The 26,369-nt window shown below is 59.6% G+C and carries 21 protein-coding genes; 10 read left to right on the top strand and 11 right to left on the bottom strand.

What is annotated here, in order from left to right; all coding sequences use genetic code 11:
- The first annotated feature begins 125 nt into the window (after window positions 1-125).
- The 3 genes from ACFFT4_RS31480 (at window position 126) to ACFFT4_RS31470 (ending at window position 3,882) form a co-directional block, all read left to right on the top strand.
- The gene (locus ACFFT4_RS31480) at window positions 126-1,874 is read left to right on the top strand and encodes a methyl-accepting chemotaxis protein (RefSeq protein ID WP_378053138.1); all 1,749 of its coding nucleotides are present in this window, start codon (window positions 126-128) and stop codon (window positions 1,872-1,874) included.
- Window positions 1,875-2,053: 179 nt separating this feature from the next.
- Window positions 2,054-2,701, top strand: coding sequence for a GntR family transcriptional regulator (locus ACFFT4_RS31475; RefSeq protein ID WP_378053136.1), 648 nt, complete (start codon window positions 2,054-2,056; stop codon window positions 2,699-2,701).
- Between the two features lie 14 nt (window positions 2,702-2,715).
- On the top strand, window positions 2,716-3,882 hold the full coding sequence (locus ACFFT4_RS31470) for a helix-turn-helix domain-containing protein (RefSeq protein WP_378053134.1): 1,167 nt from the start codon (window positions 2,716-2,718) through the stop codon (window positions 3,880-3,882).
- Between the two features lie 20 nt (window positions 3,883-3,902).
- Here ACFFT4_RS31470 and ACFFT4_RS31465 read toward each other — a convergent pair whose 3' ends face one another.
- Entirely contained in the window at window positions 3,903-4,808 is a 906-nt protein-coding gene (locus tag ACFFT4_RS31465; protein ID WP_378053132.1) for an RraA family protein, read from the bottom strand.
- 234 nt (window positions 4,809-5,042) lie between these two features.
- Here ACFFT4_RS31465 and ACFFT4_RS31460 point away from each other — a divergent pair, with 234 nt between their 5' ends.
- The 7 genes from ACFFT4_RS31460 to ACFFT4_RS31430 all read left to right on the top strand — a co-directional run bounded on the left by ACFFT4_RS31460 (window position 5,043) and on the right by ACFFT4_RS31430 (window position 14,063).
- Window positions 5,043-5,972, top strand: coding sequence for a carbohydrate ABC transporter permease (locus tag ACFFT4_RS31460; RefSeq protein WP_378053130.1), 930 nt, complete (start codon window positions 5,043-5,045; stop codon window positions 5,970-5,972).
- Between the two features lie 2 nt (window positions 5,973-5,974).
- The gene (locus tag ACFFT4_RS31455) at window positions 5,975-6,805 is read left to right on the top strand and encodes a carbohydrate ABC transporter permease (protein WP_378053128.1); all 831 of its coding nucleotides are present in this window, start codon (window positions 5,975-5,977) and stop codon (window positions 6,803-6,805) included.
- A gap of 42 nt (window positions 6,806-6,847) precedes the next feature.
- Window positions 6,848-8,191 carry an ABC transporter substrate-binding protein gene (locus ACFFT4_RS31450; RefSeq protein ID WP_378053126.1) on the top strand — a complete coding sequence of 448 codons (1,344 nt, stop codon included), beginning with the start codon at window positions 6,848-6,850 and terminating at the stop codon, window positions 8,189-8,191.
- Window positions 8,192-8,295: 104 nt separating this feature from the next.
- Window positions 8,296-9,270, top strand: a complete 975-nt coding sequence (locus tag ACFFT4_RS31445; protein ID WP_378053124.1) for a mannonate dehydratase — start codon at window positions 8,296-8,298, stop codon at window positions 9,268-9,270.
- Window positions 9,271-9,356: 86 nt separating this feature from the next.
- Window positions 9,357-10,712 carry an extracellular solute-binding protein gene (locus tag ACFFT4_RS31440; protein ID WP_378053122.1) on the top strand — a complete coding sequence of 452 codons (1,356 nt, stop codon included), beginning with the start codon at window positions 9,357-9,359 and terminating at the stop codon, window positions 10,710-10,712.
- On the top strand, window positions 10,709-12,514 hold the full coding sequence (locus ACFFT4_RS31435) for a sensor histidine kinase (RefSeq protein WP_378053120.1): 1,806 nt from the start codon (window positions 10,709-10,711) through the stop codon (window positions 12,512-12,514). The genes ACFFT4_RS31440 and ACFFT4_RS31435 overlap by 4 nt, the downstream gene beginning before the upstream one ends.
- Window positions 12,501-14,063 carry a helix-turn-helix domain-containing protein gene (locus tag ACFFT4_RS31430; protein WP_378053458.1) on the top strand — a complete coding sequence of 521 codons (1,563 nt, stop codon included), beginning with the start codon at window positions 12,501-12,503 and terminating at the stop codon, window positions 14,061-14,063. Before ACFFT4_RS31435 ends, ACFFT4_RS31430 begins: the two co-directional genes overlap by 14 nt.
- A gap of 150 nt (window positions 14,064-14,213) precedes the next feature.
- On the opposite strand, the gene ACFFT4_RS31425 is transcribed toward ACFFT4_RS31430, so the two are convergent.
- The 10 genes from ACFFT4_RS31425 to ACFFT4_RS31380 all read right to left on the bottom strand — a co-directional run.
- Entirely contained in the window at window positions 14,214-15,614 is a 1,401-nt protein-coding gene (locus ACFFT4_RS31425; RefSeq protein ID WP_378053118.1) for a mandelate racemase/muconate lactonizing enzyme family protein, read from the bottom strand.
- 31 nt (window positions 15,615-15,645) lie between these two features.
- The gene (locus ACFFT4_RS31420; protein ID WP_378053116.1) at window positions 15,646-16,434 is read right to left on the bottom strand and encodes an SDR family NAD(P)-dependent oxidoreductase; all 789 of its coding nucleotides are present in this window, start codon (window positions 16,432-16,434) and stop codon (window positions 15,646-15,648) included.
- Window positions 16,431-17,231 (bottom strand): SDR family NAD(P)-dependent oxidoreductase, encoded by an 801-nt coding sequence (locus ACFFT4_RS31415; protein WP_378053114.1) that lies wholly within the window; start codon window positions 17,229-17,231, stop codon window positions 16,431-16,433. The genes ACFFT4_RS31420 and ACFFT4_RS31415 overlap by 4 nt, the downstream gene beginning before the upstream one ends.
- A gap of 390 nt (window positions 17,232-17,621) precedes the next feature.
- Window positions 17,622-18,425 carry a response regulator transcription factor gene (locus ACFFT4_RS31410; protein WP_378053112.1) on the bottom strand — a complete coding sequence of 268 codons (804 nt, stop codon included), beginning with the start codon at window positions 18,423-18,425 and terminating at the stop codon, window positions 17,622-17,624.
- Window positions 18,418-20,118 carry a sensor histidine kinase gene (locus ACFFT4_RS31405; protein ID WP_378053110.1) on the bottom strand — a complete coding sequence of 567 codons (1,701 nt, stop codon included), beginning with the start codon at window positions 20,116-20,118 and terminating at the stop codon, window positions 18,418-18,420. The genes ACFFT4_RS31410 and ACFFT4_RS31405 overlap by 8 nt, the downstream gene beginning before the upstream one ends.
- Before the next feature lie 91 nt (window positions 20,119-20,209).
- A complete protein-coding gene (locus tag ACFFT4_RS31400; protein WP_378053108.1) occupies window positions 20,210-21,865 on the bottom strand; it encodes an ABC transporter permease in 1,656 nt (551 codons plus the stop codon).
- Window positions 21,862-22,974 (bottom strand): ABC transporter ATP-binding protein, encoded by a 1,113-nt coding sequence (locus ACFFT4_RS31395; protein WP_378053106.1) that lies wholly within the window; start codon window positions 22,972-22,974, stop codon window positions 21,862-21,864. The genes ACFFT4_RS31400 and ACFFT4_RS31395 overlap by 4 nt, the downstream gene beginning before the upstream one ends.
- Window positions 22,975-23,013: 39 nt before the next feature.
- Entirely contained in the window at window positions 23,014-24,033 is a 1,020-nt protein-coding gene (locus tag ACFFT4_RS31390) for an ABC transporter substrate-binding protein (RefSeq protein ID WP_378053104.1), read from the bottom strand.
- Between the two features lie 282 nt (window positions 24,034-24,315).
- Window positions 24,316-25,251 carry a nucleoside hydrolase gene (locus ACFFT4_RS31385; RefSeq protein ID WP_378053102.1) on the bottom strand — a complete coding sequence of 312 codons (936 nt, stop codon included), beginning with the start codon at window positions 25,249-25,251 and terminating at the stop codon, window positions 24,316-24,318.
- Window positions 25,248-26,369, bottom strand: a 1,122-nt coding sequence (locus ACFFT4_RS31380; RefSeq protein ID WP_378053100.1) for a type 1 glutamine amidotransferase family protein, incomplete at its 5' end; no start/stop codon positions are given. The genes ACFFT4_RS31385 and ACFFT4_RS31380, both read right to left, overlap by 4 nt.

Below are 26,369 nucleotides of genomic sequence, written 5' to 3'. Positions count from 1 at the left end.
GCCTTGTCCCGTTCCCGGAATCATTTGTATGATTTCGTTGAAAATTCATAAAAAATCGCGAACTTCGCTAACATTTCCCTAATATAATCCTGTTAGTTTATTTCGAATTCGCGAGGTGCTTTTTCTTGATCAAATGGCTCAAACGCAAAAGTCTGCTGTTCACCAGCTCCATCGTATTGTCTTTGCTGTTCCTCATTGTCATCGGCGTAATGGTTGCCGTACTGTACACCGCGCAGAAAGAAGATTTGTTCCGACAATTCCGGCAGGTCGGGGATAAGCTCCAGGCCCAAGGTCAAGTCAATATCGATCTGATCGCCTCCGCGGCCAACGCCGTAAACGCCGGAGAAGAACCCCCGTCCGGCGCCATGTCCACCCTGAGAAAGCTCCTCGACGGGATGACGGACAAGGAGTCTCTGACCAATGCTTATTACCTGTCCGCCGTCACCGAGACGAAGGACAACCGGATCGTCATGCGCAATCTTCAAGTCAACGCGTCGCTCGAAGCTTCGGGAAGCGGCGCGGGCATGGAATTCGTGCCGCCCGACATATTGCTCGATGCCTTCGGCCGCGCCTTGAGGGGAGAGCCCTACTTGACTCCCGCCTATGAAGACGAATACGGCGAATGGATCACCTATGCCGCTCCCGTTCTGGACGATCAAGGCCAAACGGTCGCCATGTTCGGCATCGATTACGACTACGACAGCGTGCACGATCAAATCATCGCGATGCTCTGGAAAGCCGTCGCGATCGGAATCATCGCCGCTCTGGCCGCCATCGCGCTCGTCTTCTATCTCGTACGGCAGATCGTGCGTTCGCTGCGGCTGCTGGCCGTTACCGCCAACGAAGCGGCGCAGGGCAATCTGACCGTCGCCGTTCCGGTTACGACCGGCAACGAGATCGGCCAGGCTTCGGCCTCTTTTAATACGATGATCGGCAATTTAAGAGAGCTGGCGCTGCGCGTCCAACGCAACTCGGGAGAAGTGACCGTCTCTTCGAGGGACTTGAAGGAGACGGCGCAGCAGACCGCGCAGGCGACCAACGAGATCGCCTCGGCTATCCAGAACGTCGCTTCCGGCACGGAGACGCAGCTCGGAAGCTCCCAGGAATGCCAGCGCGCCATGACGGAGATGGCCGTCGGCATCCAGCGGATCGCCGAGTCCTCCTCCGTCGTCTCCGATCTTGCGACCCATACGGCCAAGCAAGCCGCGGAAGGCGCCTCGGTCGTCGAGCGGACGGCGCTGCAGATGCAGACGATCGAATCCCACGTCTTCGGAGCCGCCGGCTCGATGCGCGAGCTAAGCGAGTACAGCGGCAGGATCGGAGACATTCTGTCCCACATCGCCGAAGTCGCCAACCAGACCAACCTGCTCGCGCTGAACGCCTCGATCGAAGCGGCCCGGGCCGGCGAACACGGCCAAGGATTCAGCGTCGTCGCCGTCGAAATTCGCAAGCTGGCCGAACGCTCCAAGGAATCCTCGGAGGAAATCGCCGAGATTCTGCATACGATCGGCGCCCGCTCGGAGGAGGTCGCCGCTTCCTTGGCCCTCTCCGTCGAAGAAGCGCGCGAAGGCACTCGGCTGGCGAACTCCACGGGCGATACGCTCCGCCTCATCCTGTCCTCGTTCAAGGAAGTGTCGGAACAAGTGCAGGAAGTATCCGCCGCCTCCGAGCAGATGTCGGCGGGCAGCGAAGAGATCGCCGCTTCTCTGGACGAGCTGGAGCGAATCGCCCAGTCGTCCTCTGCGCACGCGCAGCAGGTCGCGGCCGCTTCCGAGGAGCAGCTCGCCTCTATGGAGGACGTCGCCAACGCCTCCGAGCGGCTTCGCGCGCTGTCGATCGAGCTGGACGAAGCCGTCGGCCGGTTCAAAGTCTAGCTTCATCGTTCCCTTTGCGCGGATCTGCTTGGGGTGTCACCGTTTCAGCTCAAAGCGCCGCCCGGAGCCTCTCGTCAACCTTCTATTGACGGCAGGCTCCGGGCGTTTTACAATAAGGCCATCACAGATTATCGATAATCGATAATGATCAACATCAAAGAAAAACGAGAGGTGAACGAATGGCGAGCCCATCGGAACCGTTGAAGATTCATTCTATTAGCGAAAGCGTTTACTCGGCGCTCAAGAGCGCCATCCTGGACGGCACGCTGCCTCCCGGAGAACGGCTGATCGTCACGGACATCGCGGGTCGGTACGAGATCAGCCAGGCCCCGGTGCGGGAGGCGCTCGAGCGGCTGAAGATGGAAGGGCTGATCGTCGGACAGCCGAACAAAGGCTCGGTCGTATCCAACATTACGGCCAAGGAAATCCGCGACCTGTTCGTGCTTCGGGAACTGATCGAGGCGTATGCGGTACGATCGTCCATGGCCTCGCTGACCGACGCGGACTTCTCCGCGCTGCTGCGAGTCCTGGACGGAATGGGCGAAGCCGTGCGCGAACGGGACAATCTGAAAATACTGGAGCAGGACATGGCATTCCACGGCTACCTGTACCGCAAGTGCGACAACGGGGCCATCCTGGAGCTGTGGAATCAGATGAAGACGAAGATGATGCGGTTTATGGCGATTTCCAATCGATACCATTCCACAGACAACCTGGTCGAATGGCATCTGAGACTGATCGACGCGCTGAAATCGAACGACCCGGAGCTGGCGGAGCGGGAATTTATCGAGCATATGCACGCGTATAAAATCATCCCGATGGAATGAGGAGGAACGGCTTCATGAAAAACGGGACTGTCGAGGTTTACGATCGGGCTTATCGGACGATGATCCGGGATTGGGTGCTGCGCGACCTGATGTTTGGCGGCGGCCGGGACACGTCCGAGCTTCAGGAGATGCTGGCGCATGCCGGCGTTAATCCGCATTATGCGTTTCCGGCCGTCGCGCTGTTCGATCCGGGCGCCGGCAAGCAGGACGACAACCGCAGAGCGGTCAAGCTGCGGGAGACGCTGGAAGGCCGTGCGCCCGACGGCGCGGAAGTATTCGCCAACGGCGCGGGACAGATCGGGCTGCTGTTCTCGCGATCGGCATCCGACGAGCTCGAATCGCTGCGGCGAGAAAGCGAAGCGGCTTTGCGCGGCCCCGTAAGCGTCGGCGTCGGCAATTCGTGCAGCCGCTTAACCGACATCCGGCTGTCGTACGAACAGGCCCAAGCCGCGCTCCGGCACAAATTTTACCGCGGAACGAACCGGGTCATCCGCTACGCTCAAGTGCCGCCGTCGCACGCGCTGCGGGAATATCCGCTCAAGCGGGAGCTGGAGCTGGCCCGGCGCATTCCGAAGCTGGAGGATGAGGAAGCGATCGCGCGAGATGTGAGCGGCTTTTACCGGGAACTGCTGCAGGACGGACCGATCGAGATCGACCACATCTACGAGCTGACGATTCGGCTGCTGGCGGGGGTGGAGAACCGGCTCACGCCGGACGAACAGGAGGACGGCGGGCGAATTCGCCATGAAATCGTGCCGATCCTGCGAATGGAGACGCTGGAGGAGATCGAACGTTTCGTGAGCGGCTATTTCGCCGATCTGAGAGAGGAGTTCCATCGCCGCGAACGCGAGAAGGATGTCCGCCGCAGCGTCATCCAGCAGACGATCGTGTACATGGAAGCGGAATGCCGGCATGCGACGCTGGACAGCGTCGCTCGCCGCGTCTATATGACGCCGACGTATTTGAGCATGCTCTTCCGGGCGAATACCGGACGGACCTTCATCGAGCAGCTGACGGACATCCGGATCAACAAGGCGAAGGAAATGCTGCGCAGCACCTGTCTGAAAAACTATGAAGTAGCGGAAAAGGTCGGTTATCGCGATTCCCGCTACTTCAGCCAAATTTTCAAGAAGAAGGTCGGCTTGTCCCCAAGCGAATACCGGGAATCCGTCACGGGCTAGGGCGTGTATGCATACACGTCCTAGAGCCGCACCTCGTGGGAAGGCCCTTCGTCCTCCCTCCGCTTCGCGTCCTCCAGCTCCCGTTCCCAGCTCAGATGGCGATACTCGGCGGCCGCCTCGGCGGTCCGGAACCATTCGTGGAAGTCGTTCCACAGCGCCAGCGGCCAGTTCGAATCGATCTGCGCCGTCGAGTATACGCCCTCGCGCAGCCGTACGAACCCGAATATGTCGCGCACCTGCGACTTCTCCGCGTTCACGACGACGAGCTCCGCCAGATGCGGCGGTACGAAGATGACCCCGGCGGGCGTGCCGAGCACGACGTCGCCGGGCAGGCAGATCGCGCGCCCGATCCGCGTCGGCGTATTCATGCCGACCATCGTCACGTCCGCGATCGCGGTCGGATCGCTGCCGCGGTAGTAGACGTTGATGTCCTCGATCTGAACGACCTGCTGGTTGTCGCGGATGCCGCCCCAGATGACCGCGCCGCCGCGCTTCGTGCGCGTAGAGATGGCCGTCCCCAGATTGCCGCCGATGTACGTGCCCTTGAAAACCTTGTCGAACATATCGACGACAACGACGTCGTCTTCCTCCAATTGATCGATCACCCACTGGTTGAAAAAGCCCTTCCTGCCCTCCTGCTCGTGTCCGTAACGCAACAGTGTCTCATGGAGATCAGGGCGGCTTGGCACCATAACGGCCGTGACCGCGCGGCCGACCGTCACCCGCTCCGGATGGACGATCTTGAAGTCTCCCTCGAACTGAAATTGATAGCCGTGATGCCACAGCGGCCCCCAGGCTTCCTCCAGCGTTATCTTCCGCATTCTCCGCAAGATGTCGGCCGGCACCTTGGGCCGTCCATTCGGGAAACGCTCTCCCTCCCATAATGGCGTAATGTGCCGGATATCCTCCGCATGATCGAATCTCATTCGAATCACCGCTCCTTCTTGGTCTGATGGTCGACTTCCCTGCCCCCTTCATTATTGAGGCTTGCGGAGCGGTTGTATAGGCCGTGAAATTAAGGACTTCCGGCCGCGCATCGTAAATTTTTCGCACCTTGCGCCTGCGGCGAAACCAAAATCTTGATTTTCTCACCCTGCCCGCCGAATTTATTCACCTGTTCTCCTGTAAGCGTTTCCGTTTATAGTTGGGATCAACAAACGATGGAAAGGAGGCGCGAGGTGCGAAGCAAGCCGCTGAATTCTACGCAATTGGCCGGTTATATCTTCATCTCGCCTTGGCTGATCGGGTTTCTGGTGCTGACCCTGTGGCCGATCGGACAATCGTTCTTCCTCGCCTTCACCGAGTATTCGCTGCTGTCCGACCCGGTGTGGACCGGGATGGACAACTACAAGCGGATTTTCATGGAAGACGAAACGTTCGTCAAGTCGCTGACGGTCACCTTCACGTACGTTGCGGTATCGGTTCCGATCAGGCTTATCTTCTCCCTGCTGGTTGCCATGCTGCTCGTCCGAAGCGTACGCGGCATGAACTTCTACCGGACGGCGATTTATTTTCCCTCGCTGATCGGGGGCAGCATCGCCGTATCCGTCCTGTGGCGGAACATCTTCGGCATCGACGGCTTCATTAATGTCATCCTGTCCTGGTTCGGAATCGCCGGCAGAGGCTGGATCTCCCACCCGGATACGGCGCTGTGGACACTGGTCGTGCTCAACGCCTGGCAGTTCGGGTCGATGATGGTCATCTTCCTGGCGGGACTGAAGCAGATTCCGCAGGAGCTGTACGAAGCGGCGGCGGTGGACGGTGCGCGCAAGGTGCAGCGGTTTTTCCGGATTACGCTGCCGATGCTCTCCCCGGTCATTCTGTTCAACATCATTCTGGGCGTCATCAACGCCTTCCAGATGTTCACGCCGGCCTATATCGTAACGCCCAGACCGGGCGGGCCGATGCAATCGACCTATATGTACGCGGTGTTTCTGTACGAAAAGGCGTTTAAGCACTTCCAGATGGGATACGCGTCGGCGCTCGCCTGGGTGCTGCTCGTCATCGTCGCCGCGCTGACGGCGCTCAACTTCTACGCTTCCCGCTACTGGGTGTTCTATGAATCCGACTCGGAGCAAGGGGGGCGGTAACGATGACGACATGGAAAACGAGAATCGGCTCCCATCTGCTCCTGATCGTCTTCTCGCTGCTGATGCTGTATCCGGTGTTCTGGTGGGCGGGCGCGTCGCTGAAGACGATGCAGGAAATGACGCTGCCGACCATCTGGCCCAAGACGCCGATCTGGGACAACTACATCGAGGGCTGGAGATTTTCCGACAAATTCACGTTCGGTCACTTCTTCCTCAACACCTTGCTGATGGAGGTCGCGAACGTGTTCGGCGGCGTCATTACCGCGGCGCTGGTCGCCTTCGGCTTCGCGCGGCTCTCCTTCAAGCTTCGCGGGATGTGGTTCTCCATCCTGCTGATGACGCTGATGCTGCCGACGCAGGTGACCATCGTGCCGCAGTATATCCTGTTCAACAATTTCGGCTTAACGGACAGCTACGTTCCGCTGATTCTGCCGCACTTTCTGGGGAACGGCGCCTTCTTCATTTTCCTGCTCGTACAGTTCATTCGCGGCATTCCGCGGGATCTGGACGAAGCGGCGAAGATCGACGGCGCGTCGGTGTACGGCATTTTCGCCCGAATCGTCTTTCCCCTGCTCAAGCCGGCGCTCGTAACGGTCGGAATCTTCACCTTCATCTGGAGCTGGGACGATTTCTTCGGACAGGTGCTGTACCTGAGCTCCGTGGAGAAATTCACGGTGTCGCTGGCGCTGCGTTCCTTCATTGACCAGTTCGAAATCCAGTGGGGCTACCTGCTGGCGATGTCGCTGGTCTCCGTGCTTCCGTCTACGGTTATATTCTTCCTCGCGCAGAAACACTTCGTCGAGGGAATTGCAACAACCGGCCTGAAAGGCTGATCCAGCAACAACACTATGAACACAAAGGAAGGGGTACGAAACATGCAAAGGAAACGCACCGGATTTACCGTTCTTGCCGGCTCGCTGGCCATTATGCTGGCTCTGTCGGCATGCGGCAGCGGCAAAAACAACAACAGCAGCAGCTCTGCGGCGCCGTCGTCAAGCGCTCCCGCCGGCTCGTCTTCGTCGGGAAATGCGAACGAGGCCGCCAAGATGTCGATCATGTGGTGGGGGGCCGACGAGCGACACCAAGCGACGCTGGCCGCGCTCGACGTCTATACGAAGCAGAACCCCAATGTGACGTTCACGTCCGAATATTTGGCCTGGGACGCCTATTGGGACAAGCTGCCGACGCTGGCGGCGTCCAAAACCATCACCGACGTGCTGCAGATGGACGCGGCGTATATCTCGGAGTATGTAGCCAAGGGCGTGCTGGAGGATTTGACGGATATCGAGCTGTCGGGCATCGTCGATCCCGCGGTCATCGAAAATCTGAAAATCGGCGGCAAGCTGTACGGCATCCCGCTTAGCCAGAACGCCCAGGGCGTCGCGTTCAACAAGCCGGAACTGGAAGCCGCGGGCATCTCGCTGCCGCAGAAAAACTGGACGTGGGACGATTTCTTCGCCTTCGCCCGCGAAGCGAAGAGCAAGCTGCCCGACGGCAAATACGGCATCAGCGACACCTCCAACGCCTGGGACTGGTACAACTGGTATCAGACCGGCAACGGCGAGGAACCGCTGATGAGCAGCGACGGCAAGACGTTCACACTGAACAAGGATCTGTTCATGAAATACCAGGGCGAATTCGCCAGTCTGCGCAAGGAAAAGGCCGTCCCGCCGCCGGACCAGGTGCTGGCATTCAAGGAAAACGATCCGACCGCCGACCCGATGGCCTCCGGCGTCGTCATGACCCGCGGCGCGACGACCGGCTCCGTGTCCGCGCTGGAAACGCTTATGCCCGGCAAGGTGGATGTCGTCAACATCCCGAACGGTCCGAGCGGCGGCGGATGGGCGCAATCCACGATCTTCCTGGCGGTAAGCGCCGATTCCAAGCACAAGGACGAAGCGAAGAAATTCGTCAAGTGGTTCATCTCCGACCCGGAAGCGGGCAAGACGCTCGGACTGACGCGCGGCATTCCGATCAGCCCGGAAATCTACAAGTCTCTTGAAGACACCCTGCAGCCGAAGGAGAAGCTCGGCAAGAAGGTGTACGACGTATCCGTCGAGAAGGCGCTGCCGTTCTATTCGATCGCGGCCGGCTACACGGAATGGGTCGACGCGTTCAAGTCTACAATGGAAGGCGTCATGTTCGACCAGACGTCGCTTGAGGACGCTTATGAGAAGCTGAACAAGCTGGGGCAGGAGATCGCGGCGAAGAACAAGTAAGGAATAAACAGTCGCCGGTTCGGGAGCGGAGCCGCGGCGTCCATTGCGACGCCGCGGGCTCCGCTGTCCTGTATAGACCAACGGCGGACAAAGGAGACCGGAAGATGCAATTAGCCGAATTTTTCACCTCGCAGCCCGACCGGCTGTGGGCGCTGGCCAAGCAGATGGGAATCGATTACGCGGTCGGGCCGCTTCCCTGGGAGACGCGCGGAGAACAGCCGTGGGATCTGATGCCGTTGATCCGGATGAAGCAGCGCTATGCCGACCACGGCCTCGAGCTGACCGTGATCGAGAACATGCCGCCGTCCAATCGGATCAAGCTCGGACTGCCGGGCCGCGAGGAAGAGATCGAGACGATGCAGAAGCTGATCGTCAACATGGGCGCGGCGGGCATCCCGGTGTTGTGCTACAACTTCATGGCGCAGATGGGCTGGTTCCGCACGTCGACGACGACGCGTACCCGCGGAGGCGCGCTTGTCTCCAGCTACGACCACTCTCTGATGGCCGGCGCTCCCCTCACCGAAGCCGGCGTCGTCGGGGAAACGCAGCTCTGGGAGAACCTGCACGCCTTCCTGGAGCAGATCGTGCCGGTTGCGGAGCAGGCCGGCGTCAGGCTGGCGCTGCATCCGGACGACCCGCCGATCTCTCCGATCCGCGGCGTATCGCGAATATTGCGGGATGCGGACAGCCTGGAGCGGGCGATCAACCTCGTTCCGAGCGCAAACAGCGGAATTACGCTGTGCCAAGGCACCCTGGCGACGGCCGGGGAATCGGTCCCGGCGGTTATTCGCCGGTTCGCAAGCGCGGAGAAGCTGTTCTTCGTCCATTTTCGGGATGTCAGGGGGACGGCGGACAAGTTCGCAGAGACGTTCCACGACGACGGCATGACGGATATGTACGAAGCGATGAAAACGTACGTTGAAGTCGGGTATGCGGGACCGGCCCGGCCGGATCATGTGCCGACGATGGAAGGCGAGGACAATGCGAATCCGGGCTACGAGCTGCTGGGCCGCTTGTTCGGCGTCGGGTACATCAAGGGCCTGATGGAGGCGGCGGGCAAAGAACGAATCGTCGACTGAAACGAATAGGGTCGCCCCTATTGTGAGAACAACCGGATATTCGTATGATGAAGAAAGAAAACGTCTTCAAGAAGGAGGGCGATCGGATGGGAATTGCGCGTACGAGGGCCGGAAGCTTGCCGTTCGCCGGGCTGCTCATCGGGCTGCTCGTCCTGCTGGCGGCCGGCTGCGGCAAGCCGCTGCGCAGCGATCCTGCCGCGCCGGCGGACGATGTCGCCAAAGATCAGATCAAGCTGACCATCTGGCATAACTGGGTCGGTCAGGACGGCAAAGCGATCGCCATGCGCGGGATTCTGAACGAATTCCGCGATGCCCATCCGGACGTGCGCCTTACGGATGAAGGCATGCCGACGGACTCCTTCAAATCCCGCATCCGCACGGCGGCCGCGGCGGACGAGCTGCCGGATCTGTTCGTGCTGTTTCCCGGCACGATGACCAAGGAGCTCGTCGCCGCGGATTTGATTCAGCCGATCGACGATTTTCTGGACGGCAGGCCGGATTGGCGGAACGGATTCCCGCCGGACAAGCTGGACGGCTACAGAGTGAACGACCTCGTCTATGCGGTGCCGATGAATCTGGCGCCGACCTCCCTGATTTATTACAATCGGGACATTTTCGACCGTTACGGCGTCAAGCCGCCGTCCACCTGGGAGGAATGGATGGAAGCGATCCGGACCTTTAAGCAGGCCGGCGTCATTCCAATCGCCCTGGGCAACAAAGCCAACTGGCTCGTGCAGTCGACCCTCTTCAGCACGCTGGCGGACCGGATTACCGGGTCGGACTGGTTTATGAGCGCGGTTCGGCAGGACGGGGCCAAGTTCACCGATCCGGTCTTCCTGGACGCCTTGGAGCAGTTGCGCTTGCTGGGCCTGGCCGAGCCTTTCCAGGAAGGGTACAGAGGCATCGACGAGAATCAGATGGCGCAAATTTATTTCGACGGCAAGGCGGCCATGTTCATCAACGGAGGCTGGGCCACCTCCAATATCGTGCAGAACGCCCCGCCGGAAGTGCTCGACCATACGCATATTATGATTATCCCGCCGATCGAAGGCGGCAGGGGCGATCCGCAAGCGATTTCCGGAGTCGTGGGCACGGGGCTCGGCGTGAACAAGCAGCTGGAGGGCGATCGGCTGCAGGCGGCCTTGGAGCTGTTCTACGCCTTGGCCGGGCCGGAGGGACAGAAGGCGACGTTGGACAGCAGCACGCTCGTCAGCTTCCGGATCGAGCCGGACCCCGACAAAGCCCATCCGCTGTTCCTCGAGCTGTACGAATTGATGCAGCGCACCAAGCTAAGCCCGGTATATGATGCCGAGCTGAGCGCGGAAGCGACGCTCGCCGTTAACGAAGGGCTGCAGGAGCTGCTGCTCGGCGGAGATCCGTCGGCCATTGCCGAACGAATACAGGAAGCGCAAGCCGCCGCGGTCGCCCAAGGACTCCCATGAGAGCCTTCCGGCAGTGGCTCGGCTCGTCGCTCCGACGGAAGCTGTCGATTATCATGCTCGTCTCCACGCTCGTTCCGCTGTTGTCGCTCGGCATTTTTACGTATTTTATTTCTTCCAATATTACGAAAGAGAAAAGCGATCAGACCGGAATCGACTCGCTGCGGCGCATGAACGCTTACTTGCGCTTTATCGTCAGCGATCTCGAGAACATCTCCATGTCGCTGATCGGGCAGGGAGACATCCAGCGGTATTTGCGGGGCTCGGACAGTCCCGATTCGCTGCGCACACAGATTCTCGCCTTCATCACCAATCTGTCCAGCTACAAGCCCTACATTTCCAACATTACGATCTACCCGGCCTCCATGGACGAATATTTGTCGACGGCGACGATCTACCGTTCGGATCTGAACAGGCAGGTCAACATCGCCAGCGTGCGGGAGAAAACGTGGACCGGAATTTATTCGGTATTCGACTACTCCGGCACTCACGACGTCTTCACTTTCGTGCGGCCGATCCGCAGCGTATACGCCTACAAATCGACGATGGGCTGGCTGGCGATCAGCCTGGACGAGAACGCGCTGGCCCGCTATTGGGCGGAGCTGAATCCGGGCGAGGGCCGGGGACAGGTGGCTTTGCTGAACGAGGCCGGCATCGTCCTCTCCTCGACCGAGCACTCCTGGCTCGGACAATCGTTCGAGCGGATGTATCCGGACGCGTACGCCGCGATCGCCGCCGGCGTCCAGGGAGACACGTTCAGCGGAGACGACGGCAAGCGCACGATTCTGTTCAATCGCGACAGCGATATCGGCTGGACGTTCGTCGCCACGATTCCCTACGACTTGTATCGCTCGCAGAACAATTACATCCTGCAGCTGACAGCCGTCGCCGTCGTCATTACGATCCTGATCGTGGTCGGGTCGCTGCTGTTCGTCATCCATCGCGTCACGAACCCGCTTCGGGTGCTGACCCGCTTGCTGACCAAGGTGAATCCCGACGGGCTGATGCCCTACTATCACGCCTCCTCCGCCGACGAGATCGGCCAGCTGGGCGCCAGCTACAACAAACTCGGCATGTATATCAAACGGCTGAAGGAGCAGTTGATCCGACAGGAAGCCCGCAAGAAGGAAGCGGATATCCGCGCTCTGCAGGCGCAGATCAACCCGCATTTCCTGTACAATACGCTCTCTTCCGTGCACTGGATGGCGCTGATGCGGGAGGAGAAGCAAATTGCCGACATGGTCGGGGCATTAAGCGATTTTCTGCAATTCAGCTTGAACAGGGGAAACGAATACTGCCCGATTCATCAGGAAATTTCGCATATCCGCAACTATATCCAGATTCAGCAGATTCGCTACCCGGACCAGATCGAGCTGGACCTGATCGCCGATCCGCAGCTGCTGGACAAGTGGATGCTGAAGCTGCTGCTGCAGCCGCTTATCGAGAATGCGCTGATCCACGGCATCCTGAAGAAAAAGGAACGGGGCCGCATTACTGTCTACATGCAGCACCGGGGCAGACGTATGCAGGTGCTGGTCATGGACGACGGGGCGGGCATGTCCGAGCAGCGCCTGCAGGAGCTGCGGCGGGCGCTCGCGCACGATGAATCGGAGGAGGCGGGCCCGGCCGTCATCTCGTCCGATACGGGCTCGGGGTACGGCTTGCGCAACGTGTCCGAACGGCTTCGCCTGCATTACGGTCCTGACGCCCGTCTCGAGGTGGACAGCCGACTGCATGCGGGCACGCAGTTTTCCTTTACCATTCCGTTACTGGAGGGATTCGGTGAAAATCATGATCGCGGATGACGAGGTCATCATTCGAAACGGTCTGGCCAAGGTCATCAAGTGGCAGGAAATCGGCTTGACGCTGCTGGAGCCGGCCGCCTCGGCGGAGGAGGCGCTGGAGCGGATCGATCGCGAGAAGCCGGACATTCTGCTGACGGATATTCGTATGTCCGGCATGACGGGTCTGGAGCTGGCGGAAGAAGCCCGGGGCAAGCTCCCGAACCTGGAAGTCGTCATTCTGACCGGCTATGACGATTTCGTTTACGCGCAGCAGGCGATCCGGCAGAACGTCAGCGATTATCTGCTGAAGACGAGCAAGCCGGAGGAAATCATTCGGACGGTGCTGAAAGCCAAGCAGAAGGCCGAGGAGAAGCAGCGGCTGCGCAGCCGCGAATATCAGACGGACGAGCACGAGCGGAACCGGCGGCTGGTCGGCTGGATCGTACACGGCGAACAGGACGCCGCGCGGACCGACTGGCTGCCGGCGAGCCCGACCGGGCGCTGGCAGGTGCTGATTGCCGAAGCCGACGGCTGGGGAACGTCCCGGAGGGAGCAAGCGCTGCTGCAATTCGCGGTCAACAACGCCGTCCGCGACCTGCTCTCCCGCGCCAGCTTCGTTCATGACGGGCGGATCGCCATGGTGGTGCCCGCAAGCTCGGGGGAGCCGGATCGACAGCGGCGGCGCGGCGAGTTCGCCCGGCTCGAGAAGACGCTGAACTGCAATCTGGTCGTCGCGGGCGGATTGGTGAAGGCGAACCCGCAGCAATTGCGCGATTCCTACGCGACGGCGCTCGAGGCTCTTCGTTTCAAGCCGCTGATGAACGCGGCTCTGTGGGAGTATGCCGATATTGCGGACCGCAAAGGGGGCAAAACGGTATGCACCCAGGAAGAAGAAAAGGAGCTGTCCGCTATTCTGCTGGAGGACGATCCGATCGCGCTCAAGCGATGGGCCGGCGGCTATATCGAAGCGCATCTGCGGGACACGGACACGACGCCGCAGACATTGCAGGCTTCGCTGCAATCCGTCGCGCTGGCCGCGCACCGCTGGCTGGAGCGGATCGTATCCGCCGTCGGGCGGAAGGACGAACGGGAGCCGCCCGTTGTCCCTCCTTTTCGCTACGAGGCGAATCTGATCGAGAACGAAGGCTTGTTCCAGCATTTGTTCGATACGATGCAATACGGCCGCCAGCTGCTCGCGGAGGATAAAATCTCCCATGTCGTGCGGGCGATCGTCTATATCGAGGAGCAGGTCGGCCGGGACTTGAGCTTGACGCAGGTGGCCGAGCATGTGCACCTGCATCCGAATCATTTAAGCGAGCTGTTCAAGAAGGAGACCGGCGTCAAGTTTGTCGATTACGTGATCCGGACGAGGATGCAGCGGGCCATGGAGCTGCTCGCCTCGACGCCGACGAGAATCGCCGAGATCGCGATGGCCGTCGGCTACGAGGACGTGAAATATTTCGGGCAGATGTTCAAGAAGTTTACCGGCTCGACGCCGAGCCAATTCCGCGAGCGCATGTCTTCCCGCCGGAAGACGGAGCCGCAGGAGCGGCCCGAGCTTCTGGAATGACAGCGGCGGCAAGCGGCGGCCATGCGGTCCGCGCGGAAGAGACGGCAAGGCCGTGCCTCCGTTCGGACCGCCGCTGCGCCGGACGGCTTGAACCGGCGGCCCCGGTGCCCAGCCGCGAAGCTTTGCGTTCTTCGCCGGTCGCCGGACGACTCAGCTCCAGAGCCGATCCGAGCTCCAATAATGATTCCAGCTGTCCGTCGACTCCCACAGACCCGGGATTTCCGGGTGCAGATGCTCGGCGATCACTTCGTCGTTCAGCTCCTCGATGCCCAGTCCCGGCGCGTCGGGAACGGTCAGGAACCCGTTCTGCACGAGTGGCTTCGGCAGAAGGCTGCCGCTAACGAGGTCGTCCCACCAATCAATGCCGACCGAATGGTATTCGAGCGCCACGAAGTTCTCGCAGGCGGTTGCGACGTGCGCCGCAGCCAGACAGGCGATCGGGCTTTCGGCCATATGGATCGCCATATTGACCGCATGCTCCTGCGCCATATCGGCGATTTTTTTCGTCTCCAGTATGCCCCCAGACGTCAGCACGTCCGGGTGGATGACGGAGACGCCGCCGGATGCGAGCAGCGGCTTGAAATTTTCCTTCAAATAAATATCCTCGCCCGTACAGATCGGCGTCGTCACCGCCCGCGCCAGGCGCACGTATTGATCCGTATACTGCCAAGGGATCATGTCTTCCATCCAGGCCAGATTAAACTTGTCGACCCGCCGCCCCAGCTTGATGCAGTCCTCCAGCCCGATGTGGCCGAAGTGATCGATGGCGAGCGGCACCTCGTAGCCGATTACCGAACGAACGTCCGCCACGTATTGCTCCAGCATGTCCAGTCCCTTCTCCGTCACGTGGATGCCGGTAAACGGGTGGGCGATATTGGAGATGTCGTAGTGCCGATTGCGAATGCCGCGCAGCTCCTCCTCGGTGTGGCCGCCGCCGCTGCGGCCGTACCAGGCCCGCGAAGCCGCTCTCATCTCCTCCAGAAACCCGAGGGGCGCGCTTAGCGTTCCGGGCTCATGCACAATCTGTCCGATCCCCAGATCCATCTTCAGGAAAGTGAAGCCTTGCTCCATCCGTTTCTTGAGCGCTTCGCCCATCGCCTTGCCGGTATCCTTGCCGTCCACGTCGGTATCGCAATACATGCGGACCCGCTCGCGGAATTTACCGCCGAGCATCTGATAGACCGGGATTTGATAGGCTTTGCCCGCGAGATCCCACAGAGCGATCTCCAGTCCGCTGACGCCGCCGCCCTGCCGGGCATGATGGCCGAACTGCTTGATGCGGCGGAACAGCTTGTCGACGTTGCAGGGGTTTTCGCCGAGCAGACGGCCTTTCAGCATCTGGGCGTACACCTTGTCCGCGCTGTCGCGCACCTCGCCAAAGCCTACCAAACCCTGATTGGTATAAATCTTGATCAGGCTGGAATGAAAGGGACCGCCGAGAATGTCGGCAAAACGGATGTCGGTGATTTTCAGCTCCGACGGGCTTGCGTGCGTGCGGACGTGCGCCAGCGTTTCCTCGTACGTGCTTGCGCTTTGATTTGGATGGACCATGGCCGGAATCGCTCCTTTGAGAATCGTTGTCTTACAGCAGCATGCTTCCGCCGTCGAGGCGGAACGCCGAGCCGGTCATAAATTCGGCTTCGCCGGATACGAGATAGCAGACCAGAGACCCTACATCGGAAGGCAGGCCGACGCGGCCGAGCGGGAACTTGGCCGTAAGCGGACGCGGCGGGCGGCTTTTCAGCTTTTCCTTCTCCTCCGGCGTATGGAACGGCCGGGCGTCGCGGGCGCTTTGCCGGCCGACGGTAACGGCGCCGGGCTCGATCATGTTGACGGTGATGTTGTATTTGGCGAGTTCGATGGCTCCCTCTCTGCCGAGCATGCGAATGCCGCCCTTCGTCATGCCGTAGACCGGATCGAAGTCGGTCGCCCGCTTGGCATGCACGGAGGAGATAATCACGATGCGCCCGCCGCCCCGCTCTTTCATATACGGAACGACGGCTTGCATGCATCGCCAGTAGCCCTTCAGATTGGTATCCATCATCCGGTCGAACTGATGTCCCGTATATTCGAGGAACGGCACGTTGAGCTGCAGCGCGGCATTGTTGACGAGGATGTCGATGCCGCCGAAATGCCGGGCCACCTGCTCCATCAGGCGTTCGATCTCCGGGCGATTCGAGACGTCCGCCTGAACGATGAACGCTTCGCCGCCCGCGGCCGCGATTCGTTCCGCCGTTTCCTTGGCGCCGGCGTCGCTGCGATTGTAATGGACGGCCACCTTCGCTCCCCGCTTGCCCAGTTCCACCGCGATGCCTTGGCCGATCCCCGTTCCCGCCCCCGTGACGACGGCGATTTTTCCACCCAGACTCATGACGATTCACCTCCGGAAGATGGCATGTTCATCTTGATGTCGAGATAGTGGTTCAGGAACCCCCCGTCCAGCCGAATATCCGCTCCGTTCAAATGCTTCGCTTCATCGCCGGACAGGTAGACAATCAGGCTCGCCAAGTCCCGGTAGGTCGCCAATTCGGTGCTCGGCACTTTGTATTCGTAGTCTTCGTACAGGGTGGAGATGTCGCTTCTAAATACGGCATCGTCCCCCCGCACGGGTCCCATCTGAATATGGTTGACATTGATCCCGTGTCTGCCGAGCGCCAAGGAAGCCTCGCGGGACAGCATCTGCACGGCGCCCTTGGCCGCGCTGTACGCGAAAGCGCTGCCGGTCGGCTTCTCGGCGTGAATCGATCCGACGAAAATGATCGTTCCCGCGCCCCGCGCGGCCATTCTCGCGCCGATCGCCTGCGAGGCGATAAAAGCCGACTTCGCGTTGACGTTCAGCGATTCGTCGAAGGTCCGTTCGTCGCACGACTCGACGCTCGTCGGCAGCACCAAGCTGCGGTTATGCACGAGAACGTCGACGGGTCCCAGCGTCCGCTCCGTCCGATCCAGCAGCCGGCCGATCTGATCGCCGTCGCAGAGGTCGACGCGGTCGACCAGCGCAGACGTGCCTCTTGCGCGGCACAGCTCCAGTTCCTCGGCGATGTCCGCGCCGTTCGAATCGCTGATCAGGAGCAAGCTGGCGCCTTCCTCGGACAATCGGACAAGGATCGCTCTACCGGACGGACTGTCCGCATCCGACAGAAAGACGACCTTACCTTGCAATCTCATTGGGCTGCCACCTCCGTCGACAGGTGCGGTGCGGCCCCGACGGGCCGCGTTACCCTTATCATAGCGGCCCGCCCGCGGGAAAAGCGATGCCTTAAAATTACGATTTTGTTGATTTTTTTAAGCGATTCGGATCGGGGTCGACGATTGCCTCTAGCGGTCTGTCAGACCGTTGCGTGAGCGAATCCGAGCGGATGACCGCCTCTAGCGGTCCGGCAGACCGTTACGCGAGCGAATCCGAGCGGGCGACTGCCTCTAGCGGTCCGGCAGACCGTTGCGCGAGCGAATCCGAGCGAATGACCGCCTCTAGCGGTCTGGCAGACCGTTGCGTGAGCGAATCCGAGCGGACGATTGCCTCTAGCGGTCCGGCAGAGCCGATTTTGTTGACAGTCCTCAAGGCTCCCCCCGAAAACTCTGCCGATCGCAAAACTCCTGATACTGGCTAGGCGTGCAGTTCGCGTACTTCTTGAAGATACTGATGAAATATTTGTAGTCGCTGAAGCCGCAGTCCTGCGCAATTGTGTACACTTTGCCATCGCCGGCCTTCAGCAGTTCCATCGCTTTGTGGATGCGGTAACGGTTCAGGAAATCGTTAAACGTATAGCTCGTCTCCGCCTTGAACTTCTGGTTGAGATACGACGCGCTGATGTCGAGCAGGTTGACGAGATGATGAATGCTGATCTTGCGATGGTAGTTCTCCTGCACGTATTCGATCATCTTCGCGACATGTTTGGACGTCTTCAGCTTGTCGTCGGGCAGCGCAACAGCCGGGAGCTCGTCCGCCGCTTCTTCGGAGCGGCTGGCGATCTTCTCGTACTTCAGCATCAGCTCGACCTTGCTCTTGGCCGATTCGAGCGCCTTGATCAACTGCTCCTCCTCCAGCGGCTTCACCAGAAAATCGCTCACGCCCAAATGAAGGGCCTGCTTAGCCAGATGGAACTCGTTGTACCCGGAAATGATAATGCTGCTGAACGTATGAAGCTTCTGCCCCTGCTCGATCATCGCGATCCCGTCCATAATCGGCATGTTGATGTCGGTCAGCACGATGTCGGGCCGAAGCTCGCGGATTTTCTCCAGCCCTTCTTCCCCGTTGCACGCCTCTCCAACGACGACGCAGTCGACTTCCAGCCAGTCGATACTGTACTTGATGCCGTTGCGGATCATATCCTCGTCCTCCGCCAGCAGAACCTTATACATGCCCCTCGCCCTCCTCGTAAGGAATGGTCAGCGTCACCTTCGTGCCTGCCCCCGGCCTGCTCTCGATCCGAATGCCGTACTCCTCCCCATAGAACAGCACGAGACGCCGATGAACGTTGTACAATCCGATATGCTCCGTCGCATTTTCCGGGCTTGTCAGAATCCGGTTCACCTGCTCCAGCCTCTCCTGCGTCATCCCCTGGCCGTCGTCGGCGACTTCCAGCATCAGCTTGCCGTCGGCCGCGAACACGAGAATGTCGATATGCAGGCTGCTCTGGTTGCGGTAGCCGTACTTGACGGAGTTTTCGATAACCGCCTGGAGAATCAGCTTGGGCACGTACAGTTTGCCGGCTTCCCCGGTTACCTGGATCGTGTATTGCAGCCGCTCGTTAAATCGAATCTGTTGAAGTTTCAAGTAGTCCCGCACATAGCCCAAGTCGTCCTCCAGCTTTACGCTCCGCTCGTGCCCGACGCTGTACCGCAGCAGACGGGAGAGCAGCATGACGATCTCCTGCGCCTTGCCCGCGTCGGCCTTGATCGCATAACGCAAGGTTTCCAGCACGTTGAAAATAAAATGAGGATGAAACTGAGACTGAAGCTGCTTGATTTCGACCAGGCTGCTGATGCGGGACAGCTCTTGATTTTTGTCCATCAGCTCCCGCAAGCGGTCCAGCATATAGTTGTATTTCTCCCCTAGCGTCTGGAACTCATCGCCTGTCCGGATGTCGACGTATTCGTTCAGATTGCCGACCCGCAGATGGCGGAAAGCCCGCACGAGCTTATCGATCGACTCCGCGTTGCGGGACGACATTTTCTGCGCGAGAAAATGAATGACGATCCACAGCAGCAGGCTGGCGGCGACCACGAAGATCGACAGCGTGATCACCGTATCGCGGCCCGATTCCAGGGAGTTCAGCGCGTGCAGCTTGATCGGCGTTCCGGGAATTTCCCGCGTATGCATGCCGTATTCTCCGCCGTTCAGCAGCACCTTCCCGCTCCCCTCCGCGCCCGGCTGGAACTTGTTCAGAATGCCCTTGGTAATATTGCTCGTCGTGGCGACGATCGTGTTGTGCTCGGCGGTGACGACGGCCACTTCATTGTTGCGTAGAAAAATAAGCTTCTGCAAATCCGTCTCGAACAGCTGATAGACAAGATAGCCGAGCGTCCGCCCTTCATCCACAATCGCCTTGCCGAACGTATAGCTCGTGACCCGGTCATGCGAATAGCGAAAACCGTTCGTCTCCGCCAGCAGCGCGTCGGGCTTGACCGAGATGCGATGCAGCAGGTTGCCGAACGCCTGGTCGGAATTCAGCGCGTCCGGCGGAGCGGAAGTCGCGAGAAATACGCCGTCCACGCTCACGATATGGAAGATGCTCTTCACCTTCTGCCGATTGTTGAACTCGTAGAATTCCGCGTACACCTTCTCGCTGCCCAGCTTCGTCCGCACGTAGTCCAGCACCGCCGGGGATTCCGCCATTCGCAGCGTCTCCCGCTCATATTGCCGGTACACGTCTCCGATCGACTCGGCCATTGTCTGCGTCGCTTGCGCGGAACGCTGCTCCACCGCCAGTCTGCCGTTCACGATCGTAAACGCGAAAAACAGCGCGATCAGAATCCCGAACGGAATGAGCGTATACAGCCGGAACAGCCTGCGGGTCGATTCCTGAAAATTGCGCTTTTTCTCTTGCCCCATGACGACTCCCCCATCCAGGCTCGCGCGAAAATGCCAAAACAAGTCGGCCCCGGAATTTGCCCAAGTACCGACTTGCTTTTGTGAAATTCAATTATAGCGTAAATTCCTTCTTCCCGGTCATTCGCAGGAACACGAGCAGCGAGACGACCGTGATCGCGGTCAGAATCGAGGACAGCGCCGCCGCCACCCCGTAGTTGCCCCGCACGACCTCGGTGTAGATCGCGACCGTCATCGTGCGCGTGCCCCCGGTGTACAGGATGATCGACGTGCTGAGCTCCGTTATGATCGTCACCCAGCTCAGGATCGCCCCCGACACGACGCCGGCGAGCATCATCGGCAGCGTGATCTTGAAGAACGTCTTCATCTGGGACGCGCCCAGACTGATCGCCGCCTCCTCGATGCCGCCGCTGATCTGGTGCAGAATCGCCGCGCTTGAGCGAATCGTGTACGGCAGCCTTCGAATCACGAACGCGATGACCATGATAGCCGCCGTGCCGCTCAGTATAAGCGGCTTGTCGTTAAACGTGACCAGCAGGGCGATGCCCAGAATCGAGCCGGGCACGATGTAAGGAAACATCGTGAACGTATCCAGCGTGTTCGTCAGGGCATTCCGTCTGCGAACCGTCACGTAAGCGATCAGCACCGCCAGCATAACGATGAAGACGATCGCGGTAATCGCCAGCACGAACGTATTGGTAATGACGTCGCCGATGTTGTCGAACGCCTGCCGGTAGCTGTCGAGCGAATAGCCCGGGACGAAAATCCGCCCCGACGTCTTCTGGAACGACGTATACATGACGTAGAGCTGCGGCATAAGAGCAAGCAGCGTATACAAGTAGATGACGACATGGGCGGCGATGTTGCCGATTCCTTTTTTCTTCTTCGCCTCGATCGGATTGAGCGCGCTCATCGTATACGATTTGCGGTTCGCCACGAACTTCTGCAGCAGGAACACCGCGGTGGCGAACAGCACGACAATGACGCTGATCGCGGCGGCAAAGCCGTCGTCCCCTCCGACCTCGCTGATAAATTCGGTGAAGATGAGGACGGGCACCGTCTTGTAGCCTTCGCCGATCAGCATCGGCGTACCGAAGTCCGCGAGCGCGCGCATGAAGACGAGCAGGCCGCCCGCCAGCAGTGTCGGCGTAATGAGAGGCAGCAGCACCTTTCTCATTTTGGCGAAGCCCTTGTAGCCCATGCTTTCCGCCGCCTCCATCAGCGACTGGTCCACATTCTTGAGCGCGCCGGAGACGTACATGAAGATCAGCGGCACCATCTGGAGCGTCAAGACGAGCAGAATACCGGTAAATCCGTATATGTCAGGCATCGCAATCCCGAGCGTATCCTTGAAAAACCGGGTAATGACGCCGTTTCTCCCCAACAGCAGAATCCAAGAGTAAGCGCCGATGAACGGAGCCGACATGGACGAGATCAGAATCAGAATTTGAATCGCGGAGCTTCCTTTGATTTTCACCGTAGACATGATATACGCCAGAGGCGTCGCGATCAGCGCGGCGAGCAGCGTGACGCAGACCGTTACTTTCATACTGTTCCACAAAGCGTTCAAATAATAAGGCTTGCTGAAAAATTTAGTGAAATAAGCCAGCGACAGCTCTCCCGTGTTTCCGTCGTAGAAGCTTTTGAACAGCATCGTGAACAAGGGCACGGCCAGAAACAAAATGTAGAAGGCGAAAATGACCAGGGAGAGGTTGGTCCAGACGTCGAATCTTTTGCGCGCTTGGATCATGGGCGTCCGCTCCCCGTGTAGTTCGTTTCTCCGTGGGCATCGTAGATGTTGATTTTATCTTTCTTTACTTTCAGACGGATGATCTCATTCGGCTCCAGCGGCCGCGCGGTCGTCGATTCCTGGGTAATCTCCACGCTCTGCCCCGATTCCAGCGAAACGAAATAATGCGTCATCTGGCCGAGGAATACGCTGTGCACGATTTTCGCCTGGATGCCCGTTCCGTCCTCGCTGATGACGAATTCCTCCGGGCGGATCGATACCTTCACCGCCAGCAGCGGCTTATTCGCATCCTCCCCGGGAATGCTCAAGTGGTCGACTGGCTCCTGATAGCCGCCTTCTCCGAAACGCAGCATACGCGTTCCCTGGTTGCTTGTCAGCGCCGCTTCCAGCACGTTCGTGCGGCCGATGAACGTCGCGACAAACAGATTGGCCGGGCGCTGGTAGATTTCCTGAGGCGTGCCCAAGTGCTGAATGATGCCGGACTTCATGACGGCGATCCGGTCGGAGACGGCCATCGCCTCCTCCTGGTCGTGGGTCACGTAGACGGTCGTAATGCCAACGTCCCGCTGCAGTTCCTTGATCGCGTTGCGCATATCGACGCGCAGCTTGGCGTCCAGGTTGGACAGCGGCTCGTCCATGAGCAGCACGTCCGGCCGAATCACGATCGCCCGGGCCAGGGCGACGCGCTGCTGCTGACCGCCGGACAGGTTCTTGGGCATCCGGTCCTTGTACTGCTCGATCTGGACGACCTTCAGGATGTCCTCGACCTTGGCGGCAATGTCCGGCTTGGCGAGCTTGCGGTTCTGCAAGCCGAACGCGATGTTGCCCGTGACCGACAGATGCGGGAAGATCGCGTAGTTCTGGAATACCATGCCGATGTTCCGCTTGCCCGGCTCCACGTTGTTGATTGTCTTCTCGTTGAACTTGATTGTGCCGCCTTCGATGCTGTTGAAGCCTGCGATCATGCGCAGCAGCGTCGTTTTTCCGCAGCCCGAGGGACCGAGAAGGGTGAAAAATTCACCCTTCTTGATCTCCACGGATAGCTCGGGAATGACGGTGGCGTCTCCGTATTTTTTGACCAAATCCTGAATGGATATCGTCACGCTCATCTCGTTGTCACCCGCTTTTTTTTATCCAGAATGGCGGCCTTATTGCAGGCTCGCGAACAAGTCGGTATATTTCTCGACGATTTTCGATTTATTTTCGCTGACGTACTTCGTGTCCTCGTCGATCATATTGATTTCGCTGTACGGCGTCATGTAGTCGCCGAGCTGCGCGTCCTTGCGAAGCGGGCGGTTCGTAAGCTGGCTGCCGAACGCGTCCTGCGCTTCCTTCGAGAGGATGAAGTCGATGAACTTCTTGGCGTTCTCCAGATGAGGGGCGCCCTTGATGATGCCCGAGCCGGCGTCGAGGAATACGGCGCCTTCCTTCGGATAGACAACCTTGACCGGAGCGCCGTTGCGCACGTAAGTGCTGGCCGGATCCTCGTACGTCAAGCCGACGACGTATTCTCCGTCCGCGACGCTCTTGTGGACGGCGCCGGAGCCGCTGGCGATTTTACCGTCCAGGTTTTGGATCAGCTCGCCGACGTAGTTCCAGCCCGCCTCGCTCTCGTAATCGCCGCCCATCGCCTTGAGCATGTTCGTCAATTGAGCGAACGCGGAACTGGAGCTGGCCGGGTCGGCCGAAGCGATCTTGCCCTTCAGCGCCGGGTTCAGCAGATCGGCGTAGCTGTCGATTTTGATGTCGCCGACCAGGTTCGTATTGACCAGCAGCACGCTTCCGTCCCCGATGTACGGAGTCGCGAAGCCGCTCGTATTGCGGTGCCCTTCCAGCAGCAACTCGTCGTTGGGCGATACGTACGGCTCGTACAGATCTTTGTTGCTGAGGTAACCCGCCATCGATCCTCCGAACATAACGTCCGCGTAAGGGTTCGATTTCTCGGACTGAATGCGCTTTAAAATTTCTCCGGTTCCGGCGGTGACCAGCTCGACCGTAATTCCCGACTGTTTCTCGAACATCGGGATGATCGTCTTGACGATCTCTTCGCTGTTCGGACTGTAGACGACCAATTTGTTCTCTTTAGAGGATTTCGACCCGCCCCCGCATGCGCTTAACGCCCCTGCAAGCAGCGTACAGACCGCCAATAAAATAGAAAGCCTTCTCATTTTGTATTCACTCCAGTAGTGGATTTAATTTTGAATGCCCTTTCATTTTAGCCCGCTTATCCGGAATGCATAATCCTACGATTCGAGAACATCGTCTAATATTCGCAACCGGATTGGTCAACTTTTCATTTCCTCAACCCAGAAAATTACTGAATTACCTGCCTCACCATGTCGCAACGCAAAAAAGAATCATTATTAAAGCCTTAACCGGCTTTAATAATGATTCTTTTCTTTTTTCCATATATAAAAACAAACTCGCCCGGTCATATGCCTGCTCTACTTCTACTTGCACAACCGGCCGAACAGCAAGTCCAGAAACCTCTCGGCTTCGACGTCCATGCATACCTCCACCGGGCTGTCCGGATCGGCCGTCGCGACTGTCTGGCCCGTGCCCTCCCGGTGATCGTAATCGATGCGGACGTTCATCCTTCTCGTCGTAGCGAGCGTGGCGTCGATGGCCAGCGCCATGGCCATCGGATCGTGCATCGGGGTCGAGGCTTCCCCAATGCGGACGAGCCAGCGTTCCATGACGTCGGCCAGCGCCGCGTTGACCGGCTTGCCGGAAGCGATCAGCCTGCGGCAGTGCTCGCGGGTAATCCGCGCCTTGGTCGTGACGTCCAGGCCGACCATTACGATCGACGCTCCCGAGCCGAAGACGACCGAGGCCGCTTCCGGATCGCATTTGATATTGTGCTCCACCGGATACAGCTCGGCTCCGTTGCTTCCCAATCGGGTGACGCCGCCCATCAGAATGATTTGCTTCACCGCTCCAATGATTCGCGGCTCGACGATAATCGCCGCGGCGATGTTCGTCAGCGGTCCGATGCAGACGAGCGTAATTTCGCCGGGCGCGGCCATAATCGAACGAACGATGAAGGCGACGGCGCTGCCGGCGTCCTCCGGTTGAGATCCGCCGTCCAACGCGTCTCCGTCTCCCGACTCCTCCTGCGTGTCCGCCTCGCTCGACCAACTGACGTCCCGGTTGCGCAGGAGGGTTTTCGACAGTCCGTTATAGATGGGAACCGGAACGGCACCCGCCAGCTCGAACAGCCGGGCAACCCGTCTGGCGTGATACTCGACATCGGAGTAGACCGTCGTAATGCCCTCGATGACGAGCTCCGGCGAGGCGAGCGCAAGCGCAATGGCCGTCGCGTCGTCCGGATCTCCCCCGATATCGGTATCGATAATGATTCTTTTCCTTGCCGCGTTCCGGCTCATGTCTGTGCCTCCTCATCCGCTTGACCTTCCGTTTGGCAGGGGCGTCCCTCCGAATTCGACGAATGACCGCAGCGGCAGATACAGCCGGATCTGCACGGTCCCTTTCCTCCGGCTCGCTCGGTCAGGCACTCTACCAGCACGTACAGCGGCATCGACGGAATCGTCACCGTCAAATAACCGTCCTCATAACGGCACTCCGCTCCGAGCTCCCGCCCGTCCAGCGTATGCAGCGCCAGCCCTCCCACCGGACGGTCGACCCGCAGCCGGAACGTCACGCGCTCGATCGGTACGACCCGGTCCTGCTCCCGGTGGAACTGGTAGTTCACCAGATGCACCGCCGTCCGCCCGTCCGCCAGCCGGTGCGGGTTCAGCCCGATATCCGGGCGCCCTTCCACCTCAAGCTGGAACCTGCGATCCGGCAGCACTTCGCGTATGGAACCGACAAATCCCCACAGCTTCTCCGCCGGGTCGCACACCTTCGTTCCCGGATGCGCCAATATCCGCTCCGCTAGCGCCGCATCGCCCATCTCGTTCGCCAGCCGGCCGTACACGACCACCTTGCCGCCCTTCTCCAGATAGTCCAGCACGACCTTTAGCTGCTCGGACGTCATTTTGTTGTTGTCGGGCAGCACGAGGCATTTGTACTTGCTCAGACTCGCCAGGTCGAACGTATCTTGGAACAGCTCTCCGTCGGACGAGATCAAGACGTCGAACGGCACGTGCTGCCGGCTCATCTCCTTGATGATGTCCCAGAACGGCATCACCACGTCCTTGTTCACCGTGGACGACAGCATCGTCGCCTGATTCGGATCGTTCTCCACCGCGTCGTTCTCCCGGTAATAGTAGCTCGGGTAGCTGTAGTTGACGACGACCTCCGCTCCCGACACGTCGGAGATCAGATGCGCGTTGCGCTTCAGGAATTGCTGCACCGCCATCGTCGGTGCTTTCGGCGCATAGAACGCGTCGCGGATCGTGTTGCCCATCCAGCCCCCGTACGGCACCGACAGGTTGCACCCGTAGGTCGTCGCCTCCAGCAGCATCAGCTGGAACTGCTCGGCCATCCGCCCGGCGCGCAGGTTCTCCAGCAGCTCGGGCACGACGCCGCCGTACGGATTTTC

The organism is Cohnella cellulosilytica (genome assembly GCF_042431195.1).
Lineage (GTDB): Bacteria > Bacillota > Bacilli > Paenibacillales > Paenibacillaceae > Cohnella > Cohnella cellulosilytica.
This window is presented reverse-complemented; position numbering and strand designations above follow the sequence as displayed.

Coding starts and splice junctions, on each gene's coding strand:
- ACFFT4_RS31475 (WP_378053136.1), top strand. CDS start 2,054: ATGGCGAGCCCATCGGAACCGTTGAAGATTCATTCTATTAGCGAAAGC.
- ACFFT4_RS31470 (WP_378053134.1), top strand. CDS start 2,716: ATGAAAAACGGGACTGTCGAGGTTTACGATCGGGCTTATCGGACGATG.
- ACFFT4_RS31465 (WP_378053132.1), bottom strand. CDS start 4,808: ATGAGATTCGATCATGCGGAGGATATCCGGCACATTACGCCATTATGG.
- ACFFT4_RS31460 (WP_378053130.1), top strand. CDS start 5,043: ATGGAAAGGAGGCGCGAGGTGCGAAGCAAGCCGCTGAATTCTACGCAA.
- ACFFT4_RS31455 (WP_378053128.1), top strand. CDS start 5,975: ATGACGACATGGAAAACGAGAATCGGCTCCCATCTGCTCCTGATCGTC.
- ACFFT4_RS31450 (WP_378053126.1), top strand. CDS start 6,848: ATGCAAAGGAAACGCACCGGATTTACCGTTCTTGCCGGCTCGCTGGCC.
- ACFFT4_RS31445 (WP_378053124.1), top strand. CDS start 8,296: ATGCAATTAGCCGAATTTTTCACCTCGCAGCCCGACCGGCTGTGGGCG.
- ACFFT4_RS31440 (WP_378053122.1), top strand. CDS start 9,357: ATGGGAATTGCGCGTACGAGGGCCGGAAGCTTGCCGTTCGCCGGGCTG.
- ACFFT4_RS31435 (WP_378053120.1), top strand. CDS start 10,709: ATGAGAGCCTTCCGGCAGTGGCTCGGCTCGTCGCTCCGACGGAAGCTG.
- ACFFT4_RS31430 (WP_378053458.1), top strand. CDS start 12,501: ATGATCGCGGATGACGAGGTCATCATTCGAAACGGTCTGGCCAAGGTC.
- ACFFT4_RS31425 (WP_378053118.1), bottom strand. CDS start 15,614: ATGGTCCATCCAAATCAAAGCGCAAGCACGTACGAGGAAACGCTGGCG.
- ACFFT4_RS31420 (WP_378053116.1), bottom strand. CDS start 16,434: ATGAGTCTGGGTGGAAAAATCGCCGTCGTCACGGGGGCGGGAACGGGG.
- ACFFT4_RS31415 (WP_378053114.1), bottom strand. CDS start 17,231: ATGAGATTGCAAGGTAAGGTCGTCTTTCTGTCGGATGCGGACAGTCCG.
- ACFFT4_RS31410 (WP_378053112.1), bottom strand. CDS start 18,425: ATGTATAAGGTTCTGCTGGCGGAGGACGAGGATATGATCCGCAACGGC.
- ACFFT4_RS31405 (WP_378053110.1), bottom strand. CDS start 20,118: ATGGGGCAAGAGAAAAAGCGCAATTTTCAGGAATCGACCCGCAGGCTG.
- ACFFT4_RS31400 (WP_378053108.1), bottom strand. CDS start 21,865: ATGATCCAAGCGCGCAAAAGATTCGACGTCTGGACCAACCTCTCCCTG.
- ACFFT4_RS31395 (WP_378053106.1), bottom strand. CDS start 22,974: ATGAGCGTGACGATATCCATTCAGGATTTGGTCAAAAAATACGGAGAC.
- ACFFT4_RS31390 (WP_378053104.1), bottom strand. CDS start 24,033: ATGAGAAGGCTTTCTATTTTATTGGCGGTCTGTACGCTGCTTGCAGGG.
- ACFFT4_RS31385 (WP_378053102.1), bottom strand. CDS start 25,251: ATGAGCCGGAACGCGGCAAGGAAAAGAATCATTATCGATACCGATATC.